The organism is Variovorax endophyticus (assembly GCF_025376855.1).
Classification (GTDB): Bacteria; Pseudomonadota; Gammaproteobacteria; order Burkholderiales; family Burkholderiaceae_C; genus Variovorax.
The window spans coordinates 24604-44340 of the sequence record NZ_JAHUTH010000049.1; the positions used below are offsets into that span (position 1 = coordinate 24604).

Below are 19737 nucleotides of genomic sequence, written 5' to 3' on the forward strand. Positions count from 1 at the left end.
GATCGTTTCAGCCCGGGTCCTGGAGCAGCGTCTGCCCGGGTCCGGGCGCCTGGCAATGCTGGAGGAAAACCGCGACGAGGAACGCCGCGGTCCGCTCGTCGCCGATCGCATCGTTGAGCATCGACGTGGCCGAGCGCTGCGTGGGCCTGTAGGGGTTCACCACGTCCAGCAGCACCTCGGTCAGGAGGTCCTTGTCCGAGCGGTAGCAGCCGTCCTGGTCGAGCATCCAGCGGGTGAGCGCTTCGCGGGGGATTTTCTTGAAGACGACTCGCGCCGGACTGGTCTGGCGTCGCCCATTGAGGAGCACGGGCAGCTCGATGTCGACCGAAAACGAGTTCGACCCGAACGAGTCAACCGCCATTGAAGCGGCACGATGATCCATGGCTCATTCACGCTTTCTCTACGGATCGTCCCCTGGGCCTCGAGGCCCTTCCTCCCCAAGCGCGCGACGCCACGTCGCCTGCCCGGCCCGTCGAATGGTCCAGGGCCGGCCCTGAACTTCCCCGCGGGTGACGGAAGCGCGCTGCGCCGAACCGCGATCCGCACGGGGAAGCGCTATTTGGCTACATTTTTTGTAAAACTTCCATATTCATTTCTTCATAGACCCTTCGGAGACCGATAGCCGAAGGTGCATTGCGGGTCGCGCGTGACATGTGGCCGGAGCGCCGGAGCCGACACGGGGGGAGTCGCTCCCGTGCGCGACGCAATGCGCCAGGGCGGCCTCGAGCATCGACCAGCTGGCGAAGACGTAGACCCGCTCCGTCCTGTCCCAGCGCCCGCCGAACGCCTTGAGCGTCATCGCGAGGCTCGAGACACCGCCCATCACGGCGGCCTTGGGGCGGCCATAGGGCTCGCAATGGACGGCCACGCTGCAACCCAGCCGCGCCGCCAGACCCTGCACACGATCCATACCGCTCGGAGGAGAAAGAAGCATCGGTCCATTGTCGCCAAAGCCCCGGCCGCGCCGGGCCTCGCGGCCTCCCCCGAACGTGGGGTTGCGCGACACCGGCGATGCCGTGCCGGGCACCCACGGCACGGGCTCAGCGTTGCGCGAAGGCCCTGACGTGATCGACCAGCGCGCGCAACTTGCGCGGCTGGTTCCGGCGGCTCGGAAAGTACAGGAAGAAGCCCGCGAAGCTCGGCAGGAAATCGTCGAGCACCGAGACCAGTTCGCCGCGATCGATGTAGGGCCGGAAGGTCTCCTCCATGCCGATCGTGATGCCGGTGTCCGCGAGCGCGGTGCGGATCATCAGCAGCATGTCGTTGGTGGTGATCCTCGGTTCCACCGTCAGCGCGAAGTCGCGTCCGTCCTCGCGGAACTCCCAGCGGTACGGCGCTTCCTTGAGCGAACGGCGCCATCCGATGCAGCAATGCGCGAGCAGCTCGCGCGGATGCGTCGGCACGCCGTGCGCGGCCAGGTAGGCCGGGCTCGCCACGACCATCTGGCGCTGCGGCCCGGTGAGCGGGACCGCCACCATGTCCTGCTCGATGACCTCGCCGAGCCGCACGCCGGCATCGAAGCCCGCGGCGACGATGTCCGACTCGTCGTCGGTCACGGTCACGTCGAGCGTGACGCCGGGATGGGCCGCCGCGAAGCTGCCGATCAGCGGGCCCGAGAGGAAGCGCTCGGCGATCGAGGTCACCGCCACCCGCAGCACGCCGCGCGAGGGGCCTTCGACCGCGGCCTCCTCCAGCGCCGCGCCCACCGTCGACAGCGGCTCGGCAATCTGCCGGTGCAGCGCTTCGCCCGCCTCGGTCAGGCGCACGTGGCGCGTCGAGCGCTGGACCAGCGCGATGCCCAGGCTGTCCTCGAGCCGCCGGATGCCCTGGCTGACGGCCGAACGCGTGACGCCCAGATGGTCCGCGGCGGCGCGGAAGTTCTGCGCCTTCGCGACCGCGAGGAAGAAGCGCAACAGGTTGAAGTCGGCGTCCATTGGTTAGCAATGCTAACCGGCGCAGTCAGCGATCGGGGAGTTCTCTTAACCGCCGCGCCTTCCTAAAGTGAGCCCATGACTTCACGAACCACCCCTTCTCCAGCAGCCTGCAAGCGCCGGAAACCCACGCGGCGCGGTCTGCTGAGCCTCGGGCTCCTGGCCCTCGGCACGGCCCTCGCCGCCCCCCACCGAGCCCAGGCTCGATCTTCCAAGGAATCGGACATGACAACGCATCCCTATCTCGGCATGTGGGTGACCGGCGACGGCCACGTGCGCCATCAGCTGCTTCCCAACGGCCGCTATGACGAGGCGCGCGGCAATCGCGAGAGCGCCTACCGCGGCCGCTACGTCATCGAAGGCAACCACATCGAGTACGTCGACGACACGGGCTTCACGGCCGATGGCGACTTCATCGATGGCGTGCTGCATCACGGCGGGATGGTGCTCAGGCGCGTCGCGCCCGGCGCCCCCCGATGACCCGAACCCTCTTCTCCAACCCCAGAAAGAACCCACCATGAACGCAAAGACTTCCAAGGTCATCCTCATCACCGGCGCCAGCAGCGGCATCGGCGAAGCCACCGCCCGCCTGCTCGCGCAGAACGGCGCCACCGTGCTGCTCGGCGCGCGGCGCACCGAGCGGCTGGATCGGATCGTCGCGGACATCGTCGCCGCCGGCGGCATCGCCGAGGCCCGCGCACTCGACGTGACGCGGCGCGAGGACGTGCAGGCCTTCGCGGCCCACGCCATCGCGCGCTTCGGCCGCATCGACGTCATCGTCAACAACGCCGGCGTCATGCCCCTGTCGCCGCTCGCCTCGCTCAAGCTCGAGGAATGGGACCGGATGATCGACGTCAACATCCGCGGCGTGCTGCACGGCATTGCCGCCGTGCTGCCCACCATGCAGAAGCAGGGCGCGGGCCACGTGGTGAACGTCGCGTCGATCGGTGCGCACGCCGTCTCGCCCACGGCGGCCGTCTATTGCGCGACCAAGTACGCGGTCTGGGCCCTCTCCGAGGGCCTGCGCCAGGAGCACCAGGACATCCGCGTCACGACGATCAGCCCAGGCGTGACCGAATCGGAACTGGCCGACACCATCTCGGACCAGAAGGGCCGCGACGAGATGAAGGAGTTCAGGAAAGTGGCCATCAGCGCATCGGCGATCGCGCGCGCCATCGACTTCGCGATCTCGCAGCCCGAGGACGTGGACACGAGCGAGATCGTCATTCGGCCGACTGCCAGCGCGCATTGATCGGCGCTTCGATTCGCGCCGGGCGTCGCTTCAAGCGTCCGGCGCGCGATCTACATGACAGCCGCAAGCGTCACGCCGCTGACACGCCCACGTCACCCCGTCTTCCTACGCTGCGCGCCTTCATCCTTTCGTTCAGCTTGCAATGAATTTCCCCGACGATCCGCGCGGCACGACCGAGCCGCGCGACGCCTCGCCTTCCGCACCCGAATCCACCACGCCGCCGCGGCGCGACCTGCTCAAGCTCGGCGCCTCGCTGCTGACCCTCGGCGGCAGCGGCGCGCTGCTCGCCGCCTGTGGCGGTGGTGGCGGCGGCTCGCCGGTGCTGGGCGCCCTGCCCGCGCCCGCCCCGGCGGCCCCCGCGCCGGCACCGGCGCCAGCGGTCGCCGCGAAGATCTCGAGCTTCGCGCTGGCCGTGATGCCCGACACCCAGTTCTATGCACGCTACGCCACCGCGGCCGAGAGCGACCAGTACGACAAGCGCTTCGGCAGCGCGCCCTTCGCCGCGCAGACGAAGTGGATCGCCGACAACGCCAAGGCGCTCAACATCCCCTTCACCATCCACCTCGGCGACGTGGTCGACCAGGTCGGCAAGCCCGACCAGTGGAAGGTGGCCGATGCGGCGATGAAGCTGCTCGAGGACGCGAAGCTGCCCTACAGCGTGCTGGCCGGCAACCACGACGTGCTGCGCGACGTCGACTACGGCGTCGACCCGGTCGGCGGCACCGACGCCGACCGCGACCCGAGCAAGGAGCCCTACATCCAGTGGTTCGGCACCGAGCGCGCGAAGAAGCAGGCCACCTTCGGCGGGCGCGACCCGAGCGGTTTCCACGAGTACCACGTGTTCGAGGCGCAGGGCCAGAAGTTCATGGTGCTGTCGCTGTCGTGGCGCATCTCCGCCGCGGGCATCGCCTGGGCGCGCCAGGTGATCGCGAAGAACCCGACCTTGCCGGTGATCCTGTCGAACCACCAGCTGCTCAATATCGATGCCGACGGCACCAGTCCGCTCGAGACCGACTACGGCAAGATGCTGTGGGAGAAGCTGATCCGCGACAACGACCAGATCTTCATGACGCTCAACGGCCACCACCATGGCGCCGCGCACCTCACGAAGACCAACGACTTCGGCCACAAGGTCGAGGAGATGGTGGTGGACTACCAGATGGCCTACCAGGGCGGCAACGGCCTGATGCGCCTCTACGAGTTCGACCTGACGAACAAGAAGATCAAGGTGCTGTCGTTCTCGCCGTGGGTGCCGCAGAAGCCGGCCGCCACGCTCAACGCCTTCGACCAGGCGGTGCTGATCACGCCCAACGAGGCCTTCGAGATCGAAATGGATTTCGCGCAGCGCTTCGCCGGCTTCAACAAGGCCTTCGCCAGCGGCAGCGCGGTCATCGAGGGTTCGCTGGTCGACAAGGCGCGCGCGATGATCCTCGCCAACTACAAGGATCCCGAGACCGTCGCGCAGCGCCCCGCCGCCGACGCGGAGGACTATCCGAAGGTCGCGAACACGCTGGCGCACTGGCGCTTCTTCGGCGGCGCGCTCAACCAGCCGGTGCTGCCGGGCACGGTGGTGGCCGACGTCACGGGCAACAACCCGCTGCACCGCGATGCGCTCGACCAGGGCGGCGTGAAGGGCGCGGCCAATGGCGACGTGGTCTGGACCGACGACCGCCACCACCTGTCGGCGGCGCCGGGCTCGGTGCGTTTCCTCAACACCAACAAGAACACGCCGCGCCTGAGCTACTTCCTCACCGACGCCAGCGCGCCGATCAATGCGCAGACGCTGGAGAGCGGCTACACGGTCGAGGCCTTCGTCAAGATCGACAAGAGCTGGACCAGCGGCAACCAGGCGTGGATGAACATCATGACGCGCGACGGCCGCCGCGGCGACCTCGCGGGCTATGCGGGCGGCGACGGTGAATCGCCGCCGATGCTGTTCGCGATCTCGAGCCTGCGCGAGGTGCAGTGGGAGGTGGTGCCGAGCCCCGCGGGCCGGCGCGAGCCCAAGGCCAACTGGTCGGGCGAGGTGATCGCCGACCGCTGGGTGCACATCGCCATCGTGAACGACCCGGTCTCGCACGACACCACCATGTACGTCGAAGGCGCACCGGTGCTGCGCAACGCCGCCGCGATCCCCGGCCTCGCCACGCTGTCGGCGAGCTCGCCCTGGGTGGTGGGCGGCGGCTCGTGGGACGGCGACCGCGCCGACGGCTTCTTCGGCAACATCGGCGAGGTGCGCGTGGTCGCGGCGGCATTGACGCCGTCGCAGTGGCTCACCGCGCGGCGCTAGGGGCGCGGGACAACTTCAGGACGTGGCCGGAAACGCTTCCGGCCGGCGGTCCGCCCACGGCGCCGCGCGCTCGATCTGCCCCGCGAGCTGGTACAGCGTGTCCTCCGCGCCGAAGCGTCCCGTGAACTGCACGCCGATCGGCAGGCCTTCCTTCGACCAGTGCAGCGGCACCGACATCGCGGGGTTGCCGGCCACGTTCCAGATCGAGGTGTAGCCCGTGTGGCTGCGCGCGATGGCCTTGTAGCTCGCGAGGTCGGTGCTCTCCATGTCGACCACGCCGAGCTTGTGCGGCGGCGTGGCGCAGACGGGTCCGAGCAGCACGTCCCACTTCTCGAACTGCTGGCCCAGGGCGCGGCTCGCGCGCTGCAGGGTCTGGATGGCGTTGAGGTAGGTCTGCGCGCTGACCTCGCGGCCGGCCTCGGCGAACAGCGCGGTCACGCGCTGCAGGTCGCGGCCGCTGAAGTCGCGGCCCAGTTGCCGGTTGCGGCGCAGCAGCGAGGTGTACATGCTGGCGTGGATGATGTCGGCGCGGCACTGGATGTACTCGTCGTCGGAGATCACGTCGTCCAGCGCGGGATCGACCCACTCGACCTGGTGGCCCAGGGATTCGCACAGCTTCGCCGCGTTCTCGACGCCGGCGCGTACCTGCGGATCGAGCGCCACGGCCTCGAAGGACTTGAGCGAGACGGCGATGCGCAGGCGCTGCGGATCACGCTTCGTCAGCTCGAGGTACGAGGCCGCGGGCGGCGGCGCCCAGTACGGATCGCCGGGCGCGGCGCCCTGCGAGACGTCGAGCAGCACGGCGCTGTCGCGCACCGAGCGCGTCACCACGTGATGGATGGTCATGCCGGCCCAGCTCTCGCTGATGTGCGGGCCGAGCGGCACGCGCGCGCGCGTGGGCTTGAGGCCGAACAGGCCGCAGTGCGAAGCGGGGATGCGGATCGAGCCGCCGCCGTCGGCCGCGTGCGCGCTCGGGATGATGCCGCCGGCCACGGCCGCGGCGGCACCGCCGCTCGAGCCGCCCGTGGTGTGCTCCAGGCTCCACGGGTTGCGGCAGGGGCCGAACATCTCGGGCTCGTTGGTGGCGCTGATGCCGAATTCCGACAGGCTCGACTTGCCGAAGATCACGAGGCCGGCGCGCACGTAGCGCTCGGCCAGGGTGCTGTCGATCGGCGAGCTGAAGTCGGCGAACAGGCGCGAGGCGCTGGTGGTTTTGGTGCCGGCGTAGAACACGCCCAGGTCCTTGAGCAGGAAGGGCACGCCGCGCAGCGGGCCGTCGGGCAGGCCCTGCGCGATGCGGTCGCGCGCGAGGTCGAAGAAGCGCGTGGTGACGGCGTTGAGCACGGTGTCGCGCGCCTCGGTGCGGGCAATGGCCTCGTCGAGGAGTTCCTCTGCCTTGAGCTCGCGGCGGCGGACCAGGTCGGCCATGGCCACGGCATCGAGCTTGTCGTATTCGGCAATCATCGGTATCGCTTTCCTTGTGTGAGTGGATTTGCAGTCAGCGGAAATGGCAGGCCACCCATTGGCCCGCCGTCTTTTGTTCGAGCACCGGCTCCTCCTCGGCGCAGCGCGCCTGCGCCATCGGGCAGCGCGTGTGAAAGCGGCAGCCCGAGGGCGGCGCGGCCGGGTTGGGCGGATCGCCCTTGAGCAGCCGGCGCTGCGTGCGCACGCGCGGGTCGGGCACGGGCACCGCCGACAGCAGGATCTCGGTGTAGGGATGCAGCGGCGCGCGAAACAGCGTGTCGCGCCCGGCGATCTCGACGATCTTGCCGAGGTACATCACGGCCACGCGGTGGCTGATGTGGCGCACCACCGCGAGGTCGTGCGCGACGAACAGGTAGGCGATGCCGAACTCGGCCTGCAGGTCGGTCAGCAGGTTGATGACCTGCGCCTGCACCGACACGTCGAGCGCCGATACCGGCTCGTCGCAGACGATCAGCTTCGGGTTCAGCGCCAGCGCGCGCGCGATGCCCAGGCGCTGGCGCTGGCCGCCCGAGAACTCGTGCGGCAGCTTCTTCATGGCCTCGGGCCGCAGGCCGACCTTCGAGAACAGCCACGCCACGCGCTCGTTGCGCTGCGCGCCGTTCGACTCGCCGAAGTTGCGCAGCGGCTCCGCCACCAGCTCGCCGGCCGTCATGCGCGGATTGAGCGAGGCGTAGGGGTCCTGGAAGATGATCTGCATCTCGCGCCGCTGCTCGCGCATCGCGCCCGCGTCGAGCGACAGCAGGTCGCGGCCGTTGAGCCGCACCGTGCCCGAGGTCGGCTCGATCAGGCGCAGGATCGACTTGCCGGTGGTGGTCTTGCCGCAGCCCGATTCGCCGACCAGCGCCAGCGTCTCGCCCGCGGCCACCGAGAACGACACGCCGTCGACCGCATAGACCTTCGAGGCCTTGCGCCGCGAGATCCACGAGCCCGGCGACTGGTAGTGCTTGCGCAGGTCGCGCACCTCGAGCAGGGGCGTGCCCGCCTCGGTTGTCGCGTTCGTGCTCATGCGCCGGCCTCCTGCATCAGGACGGCCTGGGCCGTCGGTACTTCGGTCGTGCGCACCAGCTCCTCGACATGGAAACAGGCCGACAGGTGCGACGCACCCGCGCCGTGTTCCTCGAGCGGCGGCACCTCGTTGCGGCAGCGCTCGCTCGCGAAACCGCAGCGCGGCGCGAAGGCGCAGCCGCGCACCGCCTCGTGCGGCGAGGGCACGATGCCGGGGATCTCGGTCAACCGCGCGCTGTGCGTGTTCATCGATGGCATCGAGGCCATCAGCGCGCGCGTGTAGGGATGCAGCGGCCGCTCGAACAGGTCGAGCACGTCGGCCTCCTCCACCTTGCGCCCCGCATACATCACGACCACGCGGTCGCAGCATTCGGCCACCACGCCGAGGTCGTGCGTGATCATCACGATGCCCATGCCGAGCTCGCGCTGCAGGCCGCGCAGCAGCTCGAGGATCTGGGCCTGGATCGTCACGTCGAGCGCGGTGGTGGGCTCGTCGGCGATCAGCAGTTCGGGATGGCAGGCCAGGGCCAGCGCGATCATCACGCGCTGGCGCATGCCGCCCGAGAGCTGGTGCGGATACTCGTTCACGCGCCGCTGCGGCTCGGGGATCTGCACCAGCCGCAGCATCTCGGTGGCGCGCGCCAGTGCCTCGCGGCGGCCCACCTGCTGGTGCAGCATGACGGTCTCGGCGATCTGCCGGCCCACGGTCAGCACCGGGTTCAGCGAGGTCATCGGCTCCTGGAAGATCATCGAGATGCGGTTGCCGCGGATGCGGCGCATCTCGGCCTCGCCGAGTTTCAGGAGGTCGGTGCCGCGGTAGCGGATGGCGCCGCCGGCGAAGCGCCCGGGCGGGGTCTGGATCAGCCGCATCACGGACAGCGCCGTCACGCTCTTGCCGCAGCCCGACTCGCCGACCACGCCGACCGTCTGGCCGGCCTCGACGCGGTAGGAGACGCCGTGGACCGAGCGCACCTCGCCGGCCAGGGTGTCGAAGTAGGTGTGCAGGCCATCGATCTCGAGCAGCGGCGCATCGCCCGCGCGATGCGCCGCGCCCTTGGCGGCCAGGGGGGTGTCGTTCATGGACATGTCCTCAGAGCTGGCGCGCCACGTGCGGGTCGAGCGCATCGCGCAGGCCGTCGCCCAGCAGGTTGATCGCCAGCACCGTGAGCCCGAGCAGCAGGCCCGGGAACACGATGGGATAGAACACGATCGCGATCAGGTTGCGGCCTTCCGAGATCATGTTGCCCCAGCTCGGCACCTGCGGCGGCACGCCGACGCCGAGGAAGGACAGCGCGGCCTCGGCCAGCACGGCCGATGCGGCGATGAAGGTGGCTTGCACCAGCAGCGGCGCCAGGATGTTGGGCAGCACGTGCCGCCACAGGATGGTGCGCAGCCGCGTGCCCAGCGCATGCGCGGCCTCCACGTAGAGCCGCTCGCGCAGCGACAGCGAGAGCGCGCGCACCAGCCGCACCATGCGCGGCACCTCGGGCACGGTGATGGCGACGATCACCGTCGTCAGGCTGGCCTTGGTGAGCGCCATCAGCGCGATCGCCAGCAGGATGCCGGGGATCGCCATCAGGCCGTCCATCACGCGCATGATCGGCCCGTCGGTCCAGCGCACGAAGCCCGCCAGCAGGCCGAGCAGCACGCCCAGCAGCGTGGCCAGCAGCGCCACCGAGGCGCCGGTCACGAGCGAGACGCGCGCACCCCAGACGGCGCGGCTGAAGGTGTCGCGCCCGAGCGCGTCGGTGCCGAAGTAATGCTCGGCCGACGGCGCCTTCATGCGCGCGATCGGGTTGATGGCCTGCGGATCGTGGGTCGCGATCCACGGCGCGCCCAGCGCGGCCGTGACCACCACCAGCAGGATCAGCACGCCGAGGATCAGCGTGTAGTGCTTGCGCAGCAGCCGCAGCGCCGGCGAGGGAGGACGCCGCGCGGCGCCGGGGTTCAGAATGGCTTCGGTCATTCGCGGGGCCTCAATAGCGGATGCGCGGGTCGAACAAGCTGTAGCTCAGGTCGACCAGCAGGTTGATCAGCACATAGGCCGCTGCCGACAGCAGCAGCAGGCTCTGGATCACCGGGTAGTCGTGGTGCTGCACCGCGTCGACCACCAGACTGCCGAGGCCGGGGATCGAGAACACGGTCTCGGTGACCACCACGCCGCCCAGCAGCAGCGCGATGCCCACGCCGATGGTGGTGACGATCGGGATCGCCGCGTTGCGCAGCGCATGGCCGAGCACCGGCAGCACGCCCAGGCCCTTGGCGCGCGCGGTGCGGATGTAGTCCTCGTGCAGCACCTCGAGCATCGACGCACGCGTCATGCGCGTGAGCAGCGCGGTGTAGAGCAGCCCGAGGTTCAGGCACGGCAGCACCAGGTGCTTGAGCCAGGGCAGCACGCCCTCGGCGATGCCGCGGTAGCCCTGCACCGGCAGCCACTGCAGCTTGAGCGCGAAGGTGTAGACCAGCAGGTAGCCGGTGAGGAACACCGGCATCGAGAACGCGCACACCGCGAACACCATCACCAGCCGGTCGATCCAGCTGCCGGCGCGGTAGGCCGCGAGCACGCCCAGCGGGATCGACAGCAGCACCGCCACCAGGATGGTGAAGAAGGCGATCGACAGCGTGGCGCCGATGCGCTGGCCCAGCAGTTGCGACACCGGCATCTGGTTGAACAGCGAGACGCCGAAGTCGCCGCGCACCACGTTGCCGACCCAGACCACGAACTGGTGCCACAGCGGCTGGTCCAGCCCCAGGGCGGCACGCGTCTGCGCGATCTGCTCGGGTGTGGCGAAGTCGCCGACGATCAGCAAAACCGGATCGCCGGGGGCGAGGTGGATCAGCAGGAACACGATCACCGACACCACCAGCATCACCGGCACCGTGGCGAGCACGCGCCGGATCACATATTCCATGCCGCGGTCCCCTTACTTCTCGACGTTCCACATGATCGGGATGCCCATGCCGAACAGCTCGGTGCCCTTCACGTCCTTGCGCGCCGCGAAGGTGGCCGGGTACTGGCCGTAGGGGATGTAGGGCGGCGCCTCATAGAAGCGGCGCTGCAGGTTGTCCACCAGCTGCTTGCGCCTGGCGGCATCGCCCTCGCGGATCCAGGCGTCGCGCAGTTCGTCGATCTTCGCGTCGCAGGGCCAGCCCGGCACCACGCTGCCCTTGCACGACGAGAGCACCCAGCCGTTGGTCAGCGGCGTGTCGACGTCGGCGTTCTTCGAGGCCGTGAGGTAGAGGCTCCAGCCGCCCTGCGCCGGGCCTTCCTTCTTGTAGACGCGCGCCAGCACCGAGGACTGGTCCATCACCTGCACGTCGAGGTTCAGGCCGGCCTTCTTCAGGTACTGGATCCAGATCAGCGCGGCCATCGACTGCGTGCCGTCGGTGGGCTGCAGGAACACGATCTTCTCGCCCTTGTAGCCGGCCTCCTTGAGCAGCGCCTTGGCCTTCTCGAAGTCCTGCTTCCTGAAGGCTTCCGCGCCCGCGGCGGTCTCGTTGGGCGCGCCGCACATGAACACCGCCGGGCAGTAGAAGGACTTGCCGGGCTCGGGCGTGAAGCCCATGCCCGCGAGGATCTCCTCCTGGTTCACCAGGTGCAGCAGCGCCGCGCGCGCCTTCGGGTTGTTGAACGGCGGCGCCAGCGTGTTGGCCACCATGAACGGCTGCCAGATGCCGGTCTGCGCGAGACGCACGTTGGCGTCGGTGCGCAGCGCGGCCTGGTAGTCGGGCGGCACCACGTTGACGATGTCGACCTCGCCGTTCTTCAGCGCCGAGGTGGAGGTGTTGGCATCGGGCATGTAGCGCCACTCGACGCGGTCGAGCTTCACGCGCTTGCCGCCGGCCAGGCCATCGGCCGGCTCGCTGCGCGGCACGTAGTTGGGATTGCGCACGAACACCATGCGGTTGCCCGGGATCCATTCGTCGCGCTTGAAGATGAACGGGCCCGAACCGATGGGTTCGGGGATCGGCGCGTCGGGGAAGGCCTTGGCCTGCTTCTCGGGCACGATGAACAGCGTCTTGGCCGCGAGGATCAGCGGCACCTGACCCATGCCCTCCTTGAGCTGCAGCGAGAAGGTCTTGTCGTCGACCACCTTCCACTCCGCGCCCGAGTCGGCCAGCAGCAGGCCCATGGTCGCGCGCTTGGCCCAGCGCTGCAGCGTGGCCACCACGTCGGCCGATGTCACGGCGCTGCCATCGGAGAACTTCAGGCTAGGGCGCAGCGTGAAGGTCCAGGCCTTGTTGTCGGGCGATTGGGTGAAGCGCTCGAGCATCTGCGGCTTGGGCTCGCCTTTGCTGTCGCGCGAGAACAGCGTGTCGAAGGCCATGTAGCCGTAGTCGCGCGTCACGTAGGTGTTGCTGAACAGCGGGTCGACCACCTTGAGGTCGTTGTTGATCGCCATGCGCAGGGTCTTGGCCGGCGCGGGTGCGTTCTGCGCGCACACGGCGGTCGCGGCCGCGCCCATCGCGCATGCCACCGCCCAGCCGGCGAGCCGTGCGTACAGGGGAGGGGAATTCTTCATGAGCCGGGTTCCTTTCAGGGTTTCGAGGGTTCGTGGAAAAACGCTGGAAATCTCTCAATATGAAATTTGATACACGATATATCATGTGTCAAACGAAGACAATCCGGGCATCTCCCATGCAAGAGCTGTGCGCGCTTTCTCTTTTTTGCGCCGACCTTGCGGTAGGCGCGGTGCCAGCGGCGCTCGCGCGCCGCGGCCTCAGGCCGGCGTGAGCCGCGCGTGCGAAGCGGCTTCGGCCGCGACGGTGCGCCAGTCGTAGTGCATCGGCACCGTTTCCGCGCGCCGCCAGGTGTCGCTCTGGTCGGCGTAGTGCGCATCGCGCGGATCGCCGGCCGCGCCGTGGAACACGATCCAGCGGCAGGCCTCCCACTGCCCCACGTCGAACACGTAGCGCGCCAGCGAGGCGTAGTGCGCGTGCGGGCCCAGGTGCGGCAGGTAGCCGGTGGTGAAGACGGTCTCGTTGTCGCCGCCGATCGCGCCCATGTCGCGCTGCGCCACCAAGGGCTCGGCGGGGAACACCGGCGCCAGCGGATGGCGCAGTTCGAGCCGGTGCCGCTCGCCCCATGCCGCCACCGGCAGGCGTGCGACCTCGGCCAGGGCCTCGGTCAGCACCTCGTCCCAGTTCGCGCCGCCGAGCAGCGCGCGATCGTCGGCACGCAGCAACTGCGGCACGCACCAGCCGAGCTGGTAGTCGATCGCCAAGCCGGGCGGCACGGTGCGCTGCCGGCTCACGTCGAGCGCGGCGAGCCCGCTGCGCCGCGCCACCGCGCGCGCCAGCGCCATGCGCAGCGAAACATAGGCATCGGCTTCCTGCGAGTCGGCCTCGAGGCGCGCATCCCAGGCCACGAGGCGGTCGCGCAATGCACGCGATGGGGCATCGGCCAGCGTCAACGGTGCGAGCCGCGCACAGATTTCGCGCGCCGGCAGGCTCAGCGTGTCGCGGTGCACGGCCTCCATGCCCGCGACATCGGCCGATTCCATCGCCACCAGCAGCTGCCAGATGCGCTGCGCGCGGTGCGGCGGATGGCAGTCGGTGCAGAGATAGTCGTCATGGCGCTCGATCACGCGGTTGTTGGCGGTGACGATGAGGCCCGCTGCGGGATCGATCTGGCGCGGCATGCGCTCCCAGTCGATCCAGCCCTTCCAGGCATGGCGATCGAGCCAGCCCGGCACCGGCAGCCAGCCGTTGGCGGCCGCGCGCCGCGGCACCTTGGCGCGCACGTGGTGGCCGATGTGGCCCTGCGTGTCGCCGGCCACCAGGTTGTGGTCGACCAGGCCCCAGCCGCGCACCGACTCGAACAGTGCATCGACGCTGCGCGCCTCCATCATCGGGCGCATGCAGTCGAGCGAGCGGTCGGCCTCCACGTCGGCCGAATGGCGCAGCACCAGCGCGTTGCCGCTCTTCGCGTCGCCGGCCACCACCGGGCCGCGCGCGGTCACGAGGATCTCGCAGTCCACGTCGGCCTGGCCGCGCACGCGGATGCGTTCCACGCGGCGCTCGACCTCGGCCCATTGCGCATCGCCGCCGCCGGGCGCGTCGCTGCGCAGGTAGCGCCGGCCTTCGTCCTCGAAACGCTCGAGGTAGACGTCGGCCGTGTCGACGAAGGCCACCGTCACGCACCACGCCACGTCGGGGTTGTGCGCGAAGTGCGGAAAGCCCGGCACGCCCGGCGAGGTCAGGCCGATCACGTCGAAGGCATCGCAGGCCAGGTGGCACTGCAGGTACATGTTGGGCATGTCGAGCACACGGTGCGGATCGCCCGCCACCAGCGGCCGGCCGCTGCGCGTGCGGCTGCCATGCACCGCCCAGTTGTTGCTGCCGCCGCCGGCCGCCTCGGTGTCGGCCTCGCCGATGAAGGCCGAGATGGCATCGGCCAGCTCGGCCATGTCGGGCGACAGGCGCCCGGCCAGCGAACCCGGCGGCAGGCAGACCAGTTCCTCGCCGCCGTCGTCCATGCGCAGGCGATCGATGGCCTCGGCGCCGATCACCGGCAGCGCGATGGCGCGCCACAGCTTCGGATAGACCGAGTTCAGCAGCAGCCCGGTCTGGCGCAGCACCGCGATGCTGTGCCATTCCTCCCAGGGCTCGGGCGCCTCGCCGAGCAGCGCGTACTCGGGCGACAGCGCGCCCTTCGCAATGAAGGCGTTCACGCCCGCGGTGTAGGCCGCGAGCATGGCGCGCGCAGGGGCGCCGAGCGCGGCGAGGTCGCGGCGGCTGCACTCGGCCAGGCCGAGCCGGCGCACCAGCATGTCCATCGGCACGGCGGCCGGGCCGATCCATTCGGCATAGCGGCCGATCGCACGGCGGCGCAGCGCGTCCATCTGCCACAGGCGGTCGCTCGCATGCACATGGCCGAGCGCGAAGAAGGCGTCGTCGGCGTTGGCGGCGCGCAGATGCGGAATGCCCCAGGCATCGCGCCACAGGTCCACCGGGGCGTGCAGTCCCTTGAGCGGGTGGGTCGTGTTCATCGGGTGGTGCTCCTTGTCTCGTTCGTTCTGTGCGTGTGCGGGAGCCCGCCCCTCAATCCATGCGCAGCGCGGGCGGCGCCATCCGCAGGAAGGGACTGAGGCTCTCGTAGAGATGAGTGAGCTGCAGCACCGACAGGTCGTCGCGCGGACGGCCGATGATCTGCATGCCCATCGGCAGGCCGCGCCCATCGAAGCCCACCGGCAGGCTGATGACCGGACAGCCCGACAGCGTGCCGGGCGTGACCACCTCCATCCAGCGGTGGTAGCTGCTCATGGCACGGCCCGCGATCTCGCGCGGCCAGTGCTCCTCGATCGCGAAGGGGAAGACCTGCGCGGTCGGCAGCGCGAGGAAGTCGTGCCGCTCGAACAGGCCCAGCAGGCAGTCGTACCAGGCGGTGCGGTCGAGCGCGGCGCGGTAGAGGTCGTCGGCCGAGAGCTTGCGGTACTGCTCGATTTCCCATTGCAGCTCGGGCTTCTGCAGCGCGCGCGAGGCCGGCACGTCGTAGTGCGCGCCATGCTTGCCGCCAATGATGAACTGGCGCAGCACGGTGAAGGCGTGCCAGACGCGTTCCCAGTCGAAGTCGGTGCGCACCGGCTCGACCTGCAGGCCCGCATCGCCGAAGCGCGCGAGCGCCGCTTCGCACAGCGCGAGGATGCCAGGCTCGAACGGCAAGTGGCCGCCGAGGTCGCCGAGCCAGCCGACGCGCGCACCGGCGAAGTCGCGCTCGAGGCGGTCGTGCCAGTCGGGCACCGCGCCGTCGAGCGACAGCGGCGCACGCGCGTCGTAGCCCGACTGCACCGACAGCAGCAGTGCCAGGTCGTCGGCGCTGCGGCCCATCGGGCCCTCGGTGGTCAGTTGTCCGGCGAAGGCATCGCCGCGCGGCCAGAACGGCACCCGCCCCTGCGAGGGCCGCAGCCCCAGCACGTTGTTGAAGGCCGCCGGGTTGCGCAGCGAGCCACCCATGTCGGCGCCGTCGGCCACCGGCAGCATGCGCAGCGCGAGCGCCACCGCCGTGCCGCCGCTGGAGCCGCCGGCGCTGAAGCGCGGATCCCAGGCATTGCCGGTGGCGCCGAACACCGGGTTGTAGGTGTGCGAGCCCAGGCCGAACTCGGGCACGTTGGTCTTGCCGATGAAGATCGCGCCGGCCGCGCGCATGCGCTCGACCATGATCGCGTCGGCCGCCGGCAGGAGGTCGGCGAACAGCGGCGAACCGAAGGTGGAGCGCAGGCCTCGCACCGGCGCCGTGTCCTTGATCGCCTGTGGCAGGCCGTGCAGCGCGCCCAGCGCGTCGCCGCGCGCCACCGCCGCATCGGCCGCGTCGGCCTCGGCCAGCACCTGCTCGCGCTCGACGCGCGAGACGATCGCGTTGAAGCGCGGGTTGAGCGCATCGACCTGCTGCAGGAAGGCGCTCACCACCTCGCGCGACGACAGCGCACGACGCCGGATCAGCGCCGCCAGCTCGCGCGCGGGTAGCCGGCAGAGCTCGGGCACCAGCACGGTGTCGGTCATCGCGTCTTCTCGCCCGACGCCAAGGCCGCGCGCACCGCGTCGGCGATGCCCTGCGCCGTGAGGCCGTGGCGTTCGAACAGCCAGGGCATCGAGGCGCCCTGCGCGAAACGGTCGCGCACGCCCAGGCGCACCAGCCGCGTGCCGGCACCGGCCTCGGCCAGCACCTCGGCCACGGCCGAGCCCAGGCCGCCGACGATCGAGTGGTTCTCCACCGTCACGATCAGGCGCCGGCGGGCGAGCTGCCGCTGGATGAAGGCCTCGTCGAAAGGCTTGAGCGTGTGCGCGTTGGCCACGGCGACCGCGATGCCCTGCGCGCGCAGCGCGCGCGCCGCCGCCTTCGCGGGCTCGACCATCAGGCCGCTCGCGACGATCAGCGCCTCGCCATCGCCGTCGTCCAGCGGCTGGATGCGGCCGAGCTCGAGCGGCTCCCAGGGCGTGCCCTCGGGCAGGGCCGCGGACGCGCGCAGCAACCGCAGGTACACCGGTCCCTTGTGGTCGGCCGCGGCACGTACAGCGGCCGGCACCTGCGCCGGGCCCGAGGGTTCGATCACCGTCATGTTCGGCAGTGCCCGCATCAGCGCGATGTCGTCGATCGCCTGATGGCTCACGCCGAGGATGGTCGACAGGCCCGGCAGGAAGCCGACGATCTTGACGTCGGTGCGCGGATAGGCGACCTGCATCGCGATCTGGTCGAAAGGCCGGCGCGTGGCGAACACGCAGAAGGTATGGACCCAGGCCTGCAGCCCGCTGCGCGCGAGGCCGCCGGCCACGCCCACCATGTTGGCCTCGGCGATGCCGGGGTTCAGGAAGCGCTCGGGGAAGGTGTCGCGGAAGATGTCGGTCTCGGTCGACGAGGTGAGGTCGGCCGAGAGCGCGACGATGTTCCGGCGTTCGCGCGCAAGTGCGAGCAGCGCCTCGCCGTAGTAGCGCGGCACCGCCGATGCACCCGCCGACTGCGCGGCTGACATCGCGGTGTGGGCACCGCCCTGCGTGAAGTCCTCGACCTCGAGCGTGCGCGCCGGCGCCTTGATGTTCGCGTTCATGCCATCTCTCCCAGTTCACGCAGCGCCGCGTCGGCCACCTCGGCCGGCAGCTTCGCGTTGTGGCTGATCACGCCCTCGAGCAGGCTCACGCCCTTGCCGGGCACCGTGGTGGCGACGATCATGGTCGGCCGCGCGCTCTGCCCGCGCGCGGCGGCGAAGGCCGCGAGCAGCGCCTCGAGGTCGTGGCCGTCGAGCTCGATCACCTGCCAGTTGAAGGCGCGGAACTTGTCGGCGATGGGCGAGAGGCGCAGCACGCTGTCGGTATGGCCCTCGACCTGCATCCAGTTGAGGTCGAGCACCACGCAAAGGTTGTGCAGGCCCTCGGAGCCCGCGAGCATCGCGGCCTCCCAGACCTGACCCTCCTCGAGCTCGCCGTCGCCGAGCACCACGTTCACGCGGTAGTCGATGCCGCGGATGCGTGAGGCCAGCGCCATGCCGGCGGCCACCGACATGCCCTGGCCCAGCGAGCCGAAGGTGCCTTCGACCACGGGGCCGAGCCGCTCGGAGACGTTGATCTCGAGCGCCGAGCCGTCCTTGACGTAGTCGTCGAGCGAGGCCGAGGGGATCATGCCGCGCAGCGCGAGCGCCGCATGGAACAGCGCGGAGTTGTGCGCGGTCGAGAGGATGCAGCGGTCGCGCTCCTCCCAGCGTGCATCGGCGGGGTCGATGCGTGCCTCGTGGAAATAGAGGCTCGCGAAGATCTCGGCGGCGCCCAGGCCCTGCTGCACATAGCCCTGGCCATGGCGGCGCACGAGCTCGATGACCTGGCGGCGCAAGGTGTGCGCCACGCGCCGGAGTTCCGGCACGGGCAGCGCGAGGCGGTCGCGGCGTTGCCAGTCGGGAGGGAATGCCGTGGGATGCAGGGCGCTGCCGGGGTCCGTCATGTCGGGCTTTTCTTTCTGCTGGAAGGGGGTGGCTGGTTGCGCAGCGCGAGCAATTCCTCGGCGCGCGCGGGATTGGCGTCGATCTCACCGAGCACGCGCACGAAGTCGCGCCCGCCTTCGATCAGGTCGTCCTCGATGGCCTTGCGCACCATCGCCGTGTCGCGCAGCTGCAGGCCGCGCAGCACGTTCACGTGCTGGTGCTCGGCGTCGTAGGTCGGATGGCCGTGCGGGTAGAGGAAGTTCAGCATCGGTCCGACCTGCACCCAGATGCGGTCCAGCAGCTCGGTGAGCTGCGGCATGCCCGAGTGTCGGTAGATGCCGAAGTGGAAATCGAAGTTGTGCTGCAGGGCCGCGCGGTAGTCCTTGGTCTTCTCCGCGCGCACCAACAGGCGATGGCTTTCCGTCAGCTGCTTGATCGTGGCGTTATCGAGCAATGGCACCGCGCGCTCGGCGGCCAGTGGCTCGAGCGCGAAGCGGATGTCGCGCAGCTCGAGGTACTCGGCCAGCGTGAGCTGGCGCACGCGGATGAAGTAGCCCTCCTTCATCTCGAGCGCGCGGTCGCGCACGAGCTGGATCAGGGCTTCGCGCACCGGCGTCTCGCTGGTGCCCATGGTCTTGGCCAGGTCGCGGATCTTCAGGCGCTGGCCCGGCTGGAAAGTGGCCGACATCAGCTGCTCGCGCAGATGCTCGTAGATCTGGCTCGCGAGGTTGGTGCGTTCGACCACGTTGATGACGGGGGTTGCCATGGCTTCTCTCTCCTTGAGTGCGGGTGCGTGAATCGCGCGGCTATTGTGGCGTTCGCGTTTCGGGGACTCGCACGGGAGCGGCTCAGCGGAAGCGTTGGGCGACGGCGGCGAAGGCCGCGTCGGTGGCCTGCAGGGCTGTGTCGATGTCTTGCACGGTGTGTGCCAGCGACAGGAACATGTTGTGCCTGGGATGCAGGTAGACGCCGCGGCGCAGCGCCTCGACCGTGAACACCGCCCCCTTGTCGAAGCCCGGGTCTTCGTCGAACAGGATCAGCGGCAGCGCCGCCGGCCCCGTCTGGCGCACCGGCACGCCATGGCTCGCAGCCTGCGCGGCGATGCCGTCGCGGAAACGCTGGCCCATGGCTTGCACATGGCCCACCACGTCCTGCGCATCGGCCACTTCGATGGTCGCCAGGCCCGCGGCCATCGCCACGCCGCCCGACCAGAACGAGCCTGTGGTGTAGATGCGCGTCGCCGCTTCGCGCAACGCGTCGACCCCGGTCACGGCCGCAAGCGCGTAGCCGTTGGCGATCGACTTGCTCCAGGCGCTGAGGTCGGGGCGCACGCCCACGGTCTCCCAGCTGCCGCCCGCATGCACG

The 19737-nt window shown here is 69.9% G+C and carries 18 protein-coding genes; 3 read left to right on the forward strand and 15 right to left on the reverse strand.

From position 1 onward, the window contains the following. Positions 1 to 7 precede the first annotated feature (7 nt). The 3 genes from KV106_RS37995 to KV106_RS38005 all read right to left on the reverse strand — a co-directional run bounded on the left by KV106_RS37995 (position 8) and on the right by KV106_RS38005 (position 1934). Positions 8 to 382, reverse strand: coding sequence for a hypothetical protein (locus KV106_RS37995; protein WP_172705735.1), 375 nt, complete (start codon positions 380 to 382; stop codon positions 8 to 10). 207 nt (positions 383 to 589) lie between these two features. Beyond that, positions 590 to 934 (reverse strand): hypothetical protein, encoded by a 345-nt coding sequence (locus KV106_RS38000; RefSeq protein WP_261217343.1) that lies wholly within the window; start codon positions 932 to 934, stop codon positions 590 to 592. A gap of 106 nt (positions 935 to 1040) precedes the next feature. Next, a complete protein-coding gene (locus KV106_RS38005) occupies positions 1041 to 1934 on the reverse strand; it encodes a LysR family transcriptional regulator (RefSeq protein WP_261217344.1) in 894 nt (297 codons plus the stop codon). Positions 1935 to 2156: 222 nt separating this feature from the next. Between KV106_RS38005 and KV106_RS38010 the strand changes: the two genes are divergently transcribed. The 3 genes from KV106_RS38010 to KV106_RS38020 all read left to right on the forward strand — a co-directional run bounded on the left by KV106_RS38010 (position 2157) and on the right by KV106_RS38020 (position 5473). Further along, positions 2157 to 2411, forward strand: a complete 255-nt coding sequence (locus tag KV106_RS38010; RefSeq protein WP_261217349.1) for an Atu4866 domain-containing protein — start codon at positions 2157 to 2159, stop codon at positions 2409 to 2411. A 37-nt stretch (positions 2412 to 2448) separates the two neighbouring features. Next, a complete protein-coding gene (locus KV106_RS38015) occupies positions 2449 to 3183 on the forward strand; it encodes an SDR family oxidoreductase (protein ID WP_261217355.1) in 735 nt (244 codons plus the stop codon). 142 nt (positions 3184 to 3325) lie between these two features. Beyond that, positions 3326 to 5473: a LamG-like jellyroll fold domain-containing protein gene (locus tag KV106_RS38020; RefSeq protein WP_261217362.1), complete on the forward strand. Its 2148-nt coding sequence runs from the start codon at positions 3326 to 3328 to the stop codon at positions 5471 to 5473. 15 nt (positions 5474 to 5488) lie between these two features. On the opposite strand, the gene KV106_RS38025 is transcribed toward KV106_RS38020, so the two are convergent. The 12 genes from KV106_RS38025 to KV106_RS38080 form a co-directional block, all read right to left on the reverse strand. Then, positions 5489 to 6937: an amidase gene (locus tag KV106_RS38025; protein ID WP_261217364.1), complete on the reverse strand. Its 1449-nt coding sequence runs from the start codon at positions 6935 to 6937 to the stop codon at positions 5489 to 5491. Between the two features lie 34 nt (positions 6938 to 6971). Continuing rightward, positions 6972 to 7964: an ABC transporter ATP-binding protein gene (locus tag KV106_RS38030; RefSeq protein WP_208510001.1), complete on the reverse strand. Its 993-nt coding sequence runs from the start codon at positions 7962 to 7964 to the stop codon at positions 6972 to 6974. Beyond that, positions 7961 to 9043 (reverse strand): ABC transporter ATP-binding protein, encoded by a 1083-nt coding sequence (locus tag KV106_RS38035; RefSeq protein ID WP_261217365.1) that lies wholly within the window; start codon positions 9041 to 9043, stop codon positions 7961 to 7963. The genes KV106_RS38030 and KV106_RS38035 overlap by 4 nt, the downstream gene beginning before the upstream one ends. A gap of 10 nt (positions 9044 to 9053) precedes the next feature. After that, positions 9054 to 9929: an ABC transporter permease gene (locus KV106_RS38040; RefSeq protein ID WP_057597733.1), complete on the reverse strand. Its 876-nt coding sequence runs from the start codon at positions 9927 to 9929 to the stop codon at positions 9054 to 9056. A gap of 10 nt (positions 9930 to 9939) precedes the next feature. Next, complete coding sequence (locus tag KV106_RS38045) at positions 9940 to 10875, reverse strand: ABC transporter permease (protein WP_261217367.1); 936 nt, start codon at positions 10873 to 10875, stop codon at positions 9940 to 9942. Positions 10876 to 10887: 12 nt separating this feature from the next. Continuing rightward, positions 10888 to 12486, reverse strand: a complete 1599-nt coding sequence (locus tag KV106_RS38050) for an ABC transporter substrate-binding protein (RefSeq protein ID WP_261217369.1) — start codon at positions 12484 to 12486, stop codon at positions 10888 to 10890. Between the two features lie 198 nt (positions 12487 to 12684). Further along, positions 12685 to 14955: a penicillin acylase family protein gene (locus tag KV106_RS38055; RefSeq protein ID WP_261217371.1), complete on the reverse strand. Its 2271-nt coding sequence runs from the start codon at positions 14953 to 14955 to the stop codon at positions 12685 to 12687. Positions 14956 to 15007: 52 nt separating this feature from the next. Then, the gene (locus tag KV106_RS38060; protein ID WP_261217373.1) at positions 15008 to 16465 is read right to left on the reverse strand and encodes an amidase; all 1458 of its coding nucleotides are present in this window, start codon (positions 16463 to 16465) and stop codon (positions 15008 to 15010) included. Further along, on the reverse strand, positions 16462 to 17508 hold the full coding sequence (locus KV106_RS38065) for a transketolase family protein (RefSeq protein ID WP_261217376.1): 1047 nt from the start codon (positions 17506 to 17508) through the stop codon (positions 16462 to 16464). The genes KV106_RS38060 and KV106_RS38065 overlap by 4 nt, the downstream gene beginning before the upstream one ends. Beyond that, positions 17505 to 18392 carry a transketolase gene (locus KV106_RS38070; protein ID WP_261217378.1) on the reverse strand — a complete coding sequence of 296 codons (888 nt, stop codon included), beginning with the start codon at positions 18390 to 18392 and terminating at the stop codon, positions 17505 to 17507. The genes KV106_RS38065 and KV106_RS38070 overlap by 4 nt, the downstream gene beginning before the upstream one ends. Continuing rightward, a complete protein-coding gene (locus KV106_RS38075; RefSeq protein ID WP_261217384.1) occupies positions 18389 to 19138 on the reverse strand; it encodes a GntR family transcriptional regulator in 750 nt (249 codons plus the stop codon). The genes KV106_RS38070 and KV106_RS38075 overlap by 4 nt, the downstream gene beginning before the upstream one ends. Positions 19139 to 19220: 82 nt before the next feature. Next, on the reverse strand, positions 19221 to 19737 hold a 517-nt coding region (locus KV106_RS38080), incomplete at its 5' end, for an aminotransferase class III-fold pyridoxal phosphate-dependent enzyme (protein ID WP_261217389.1).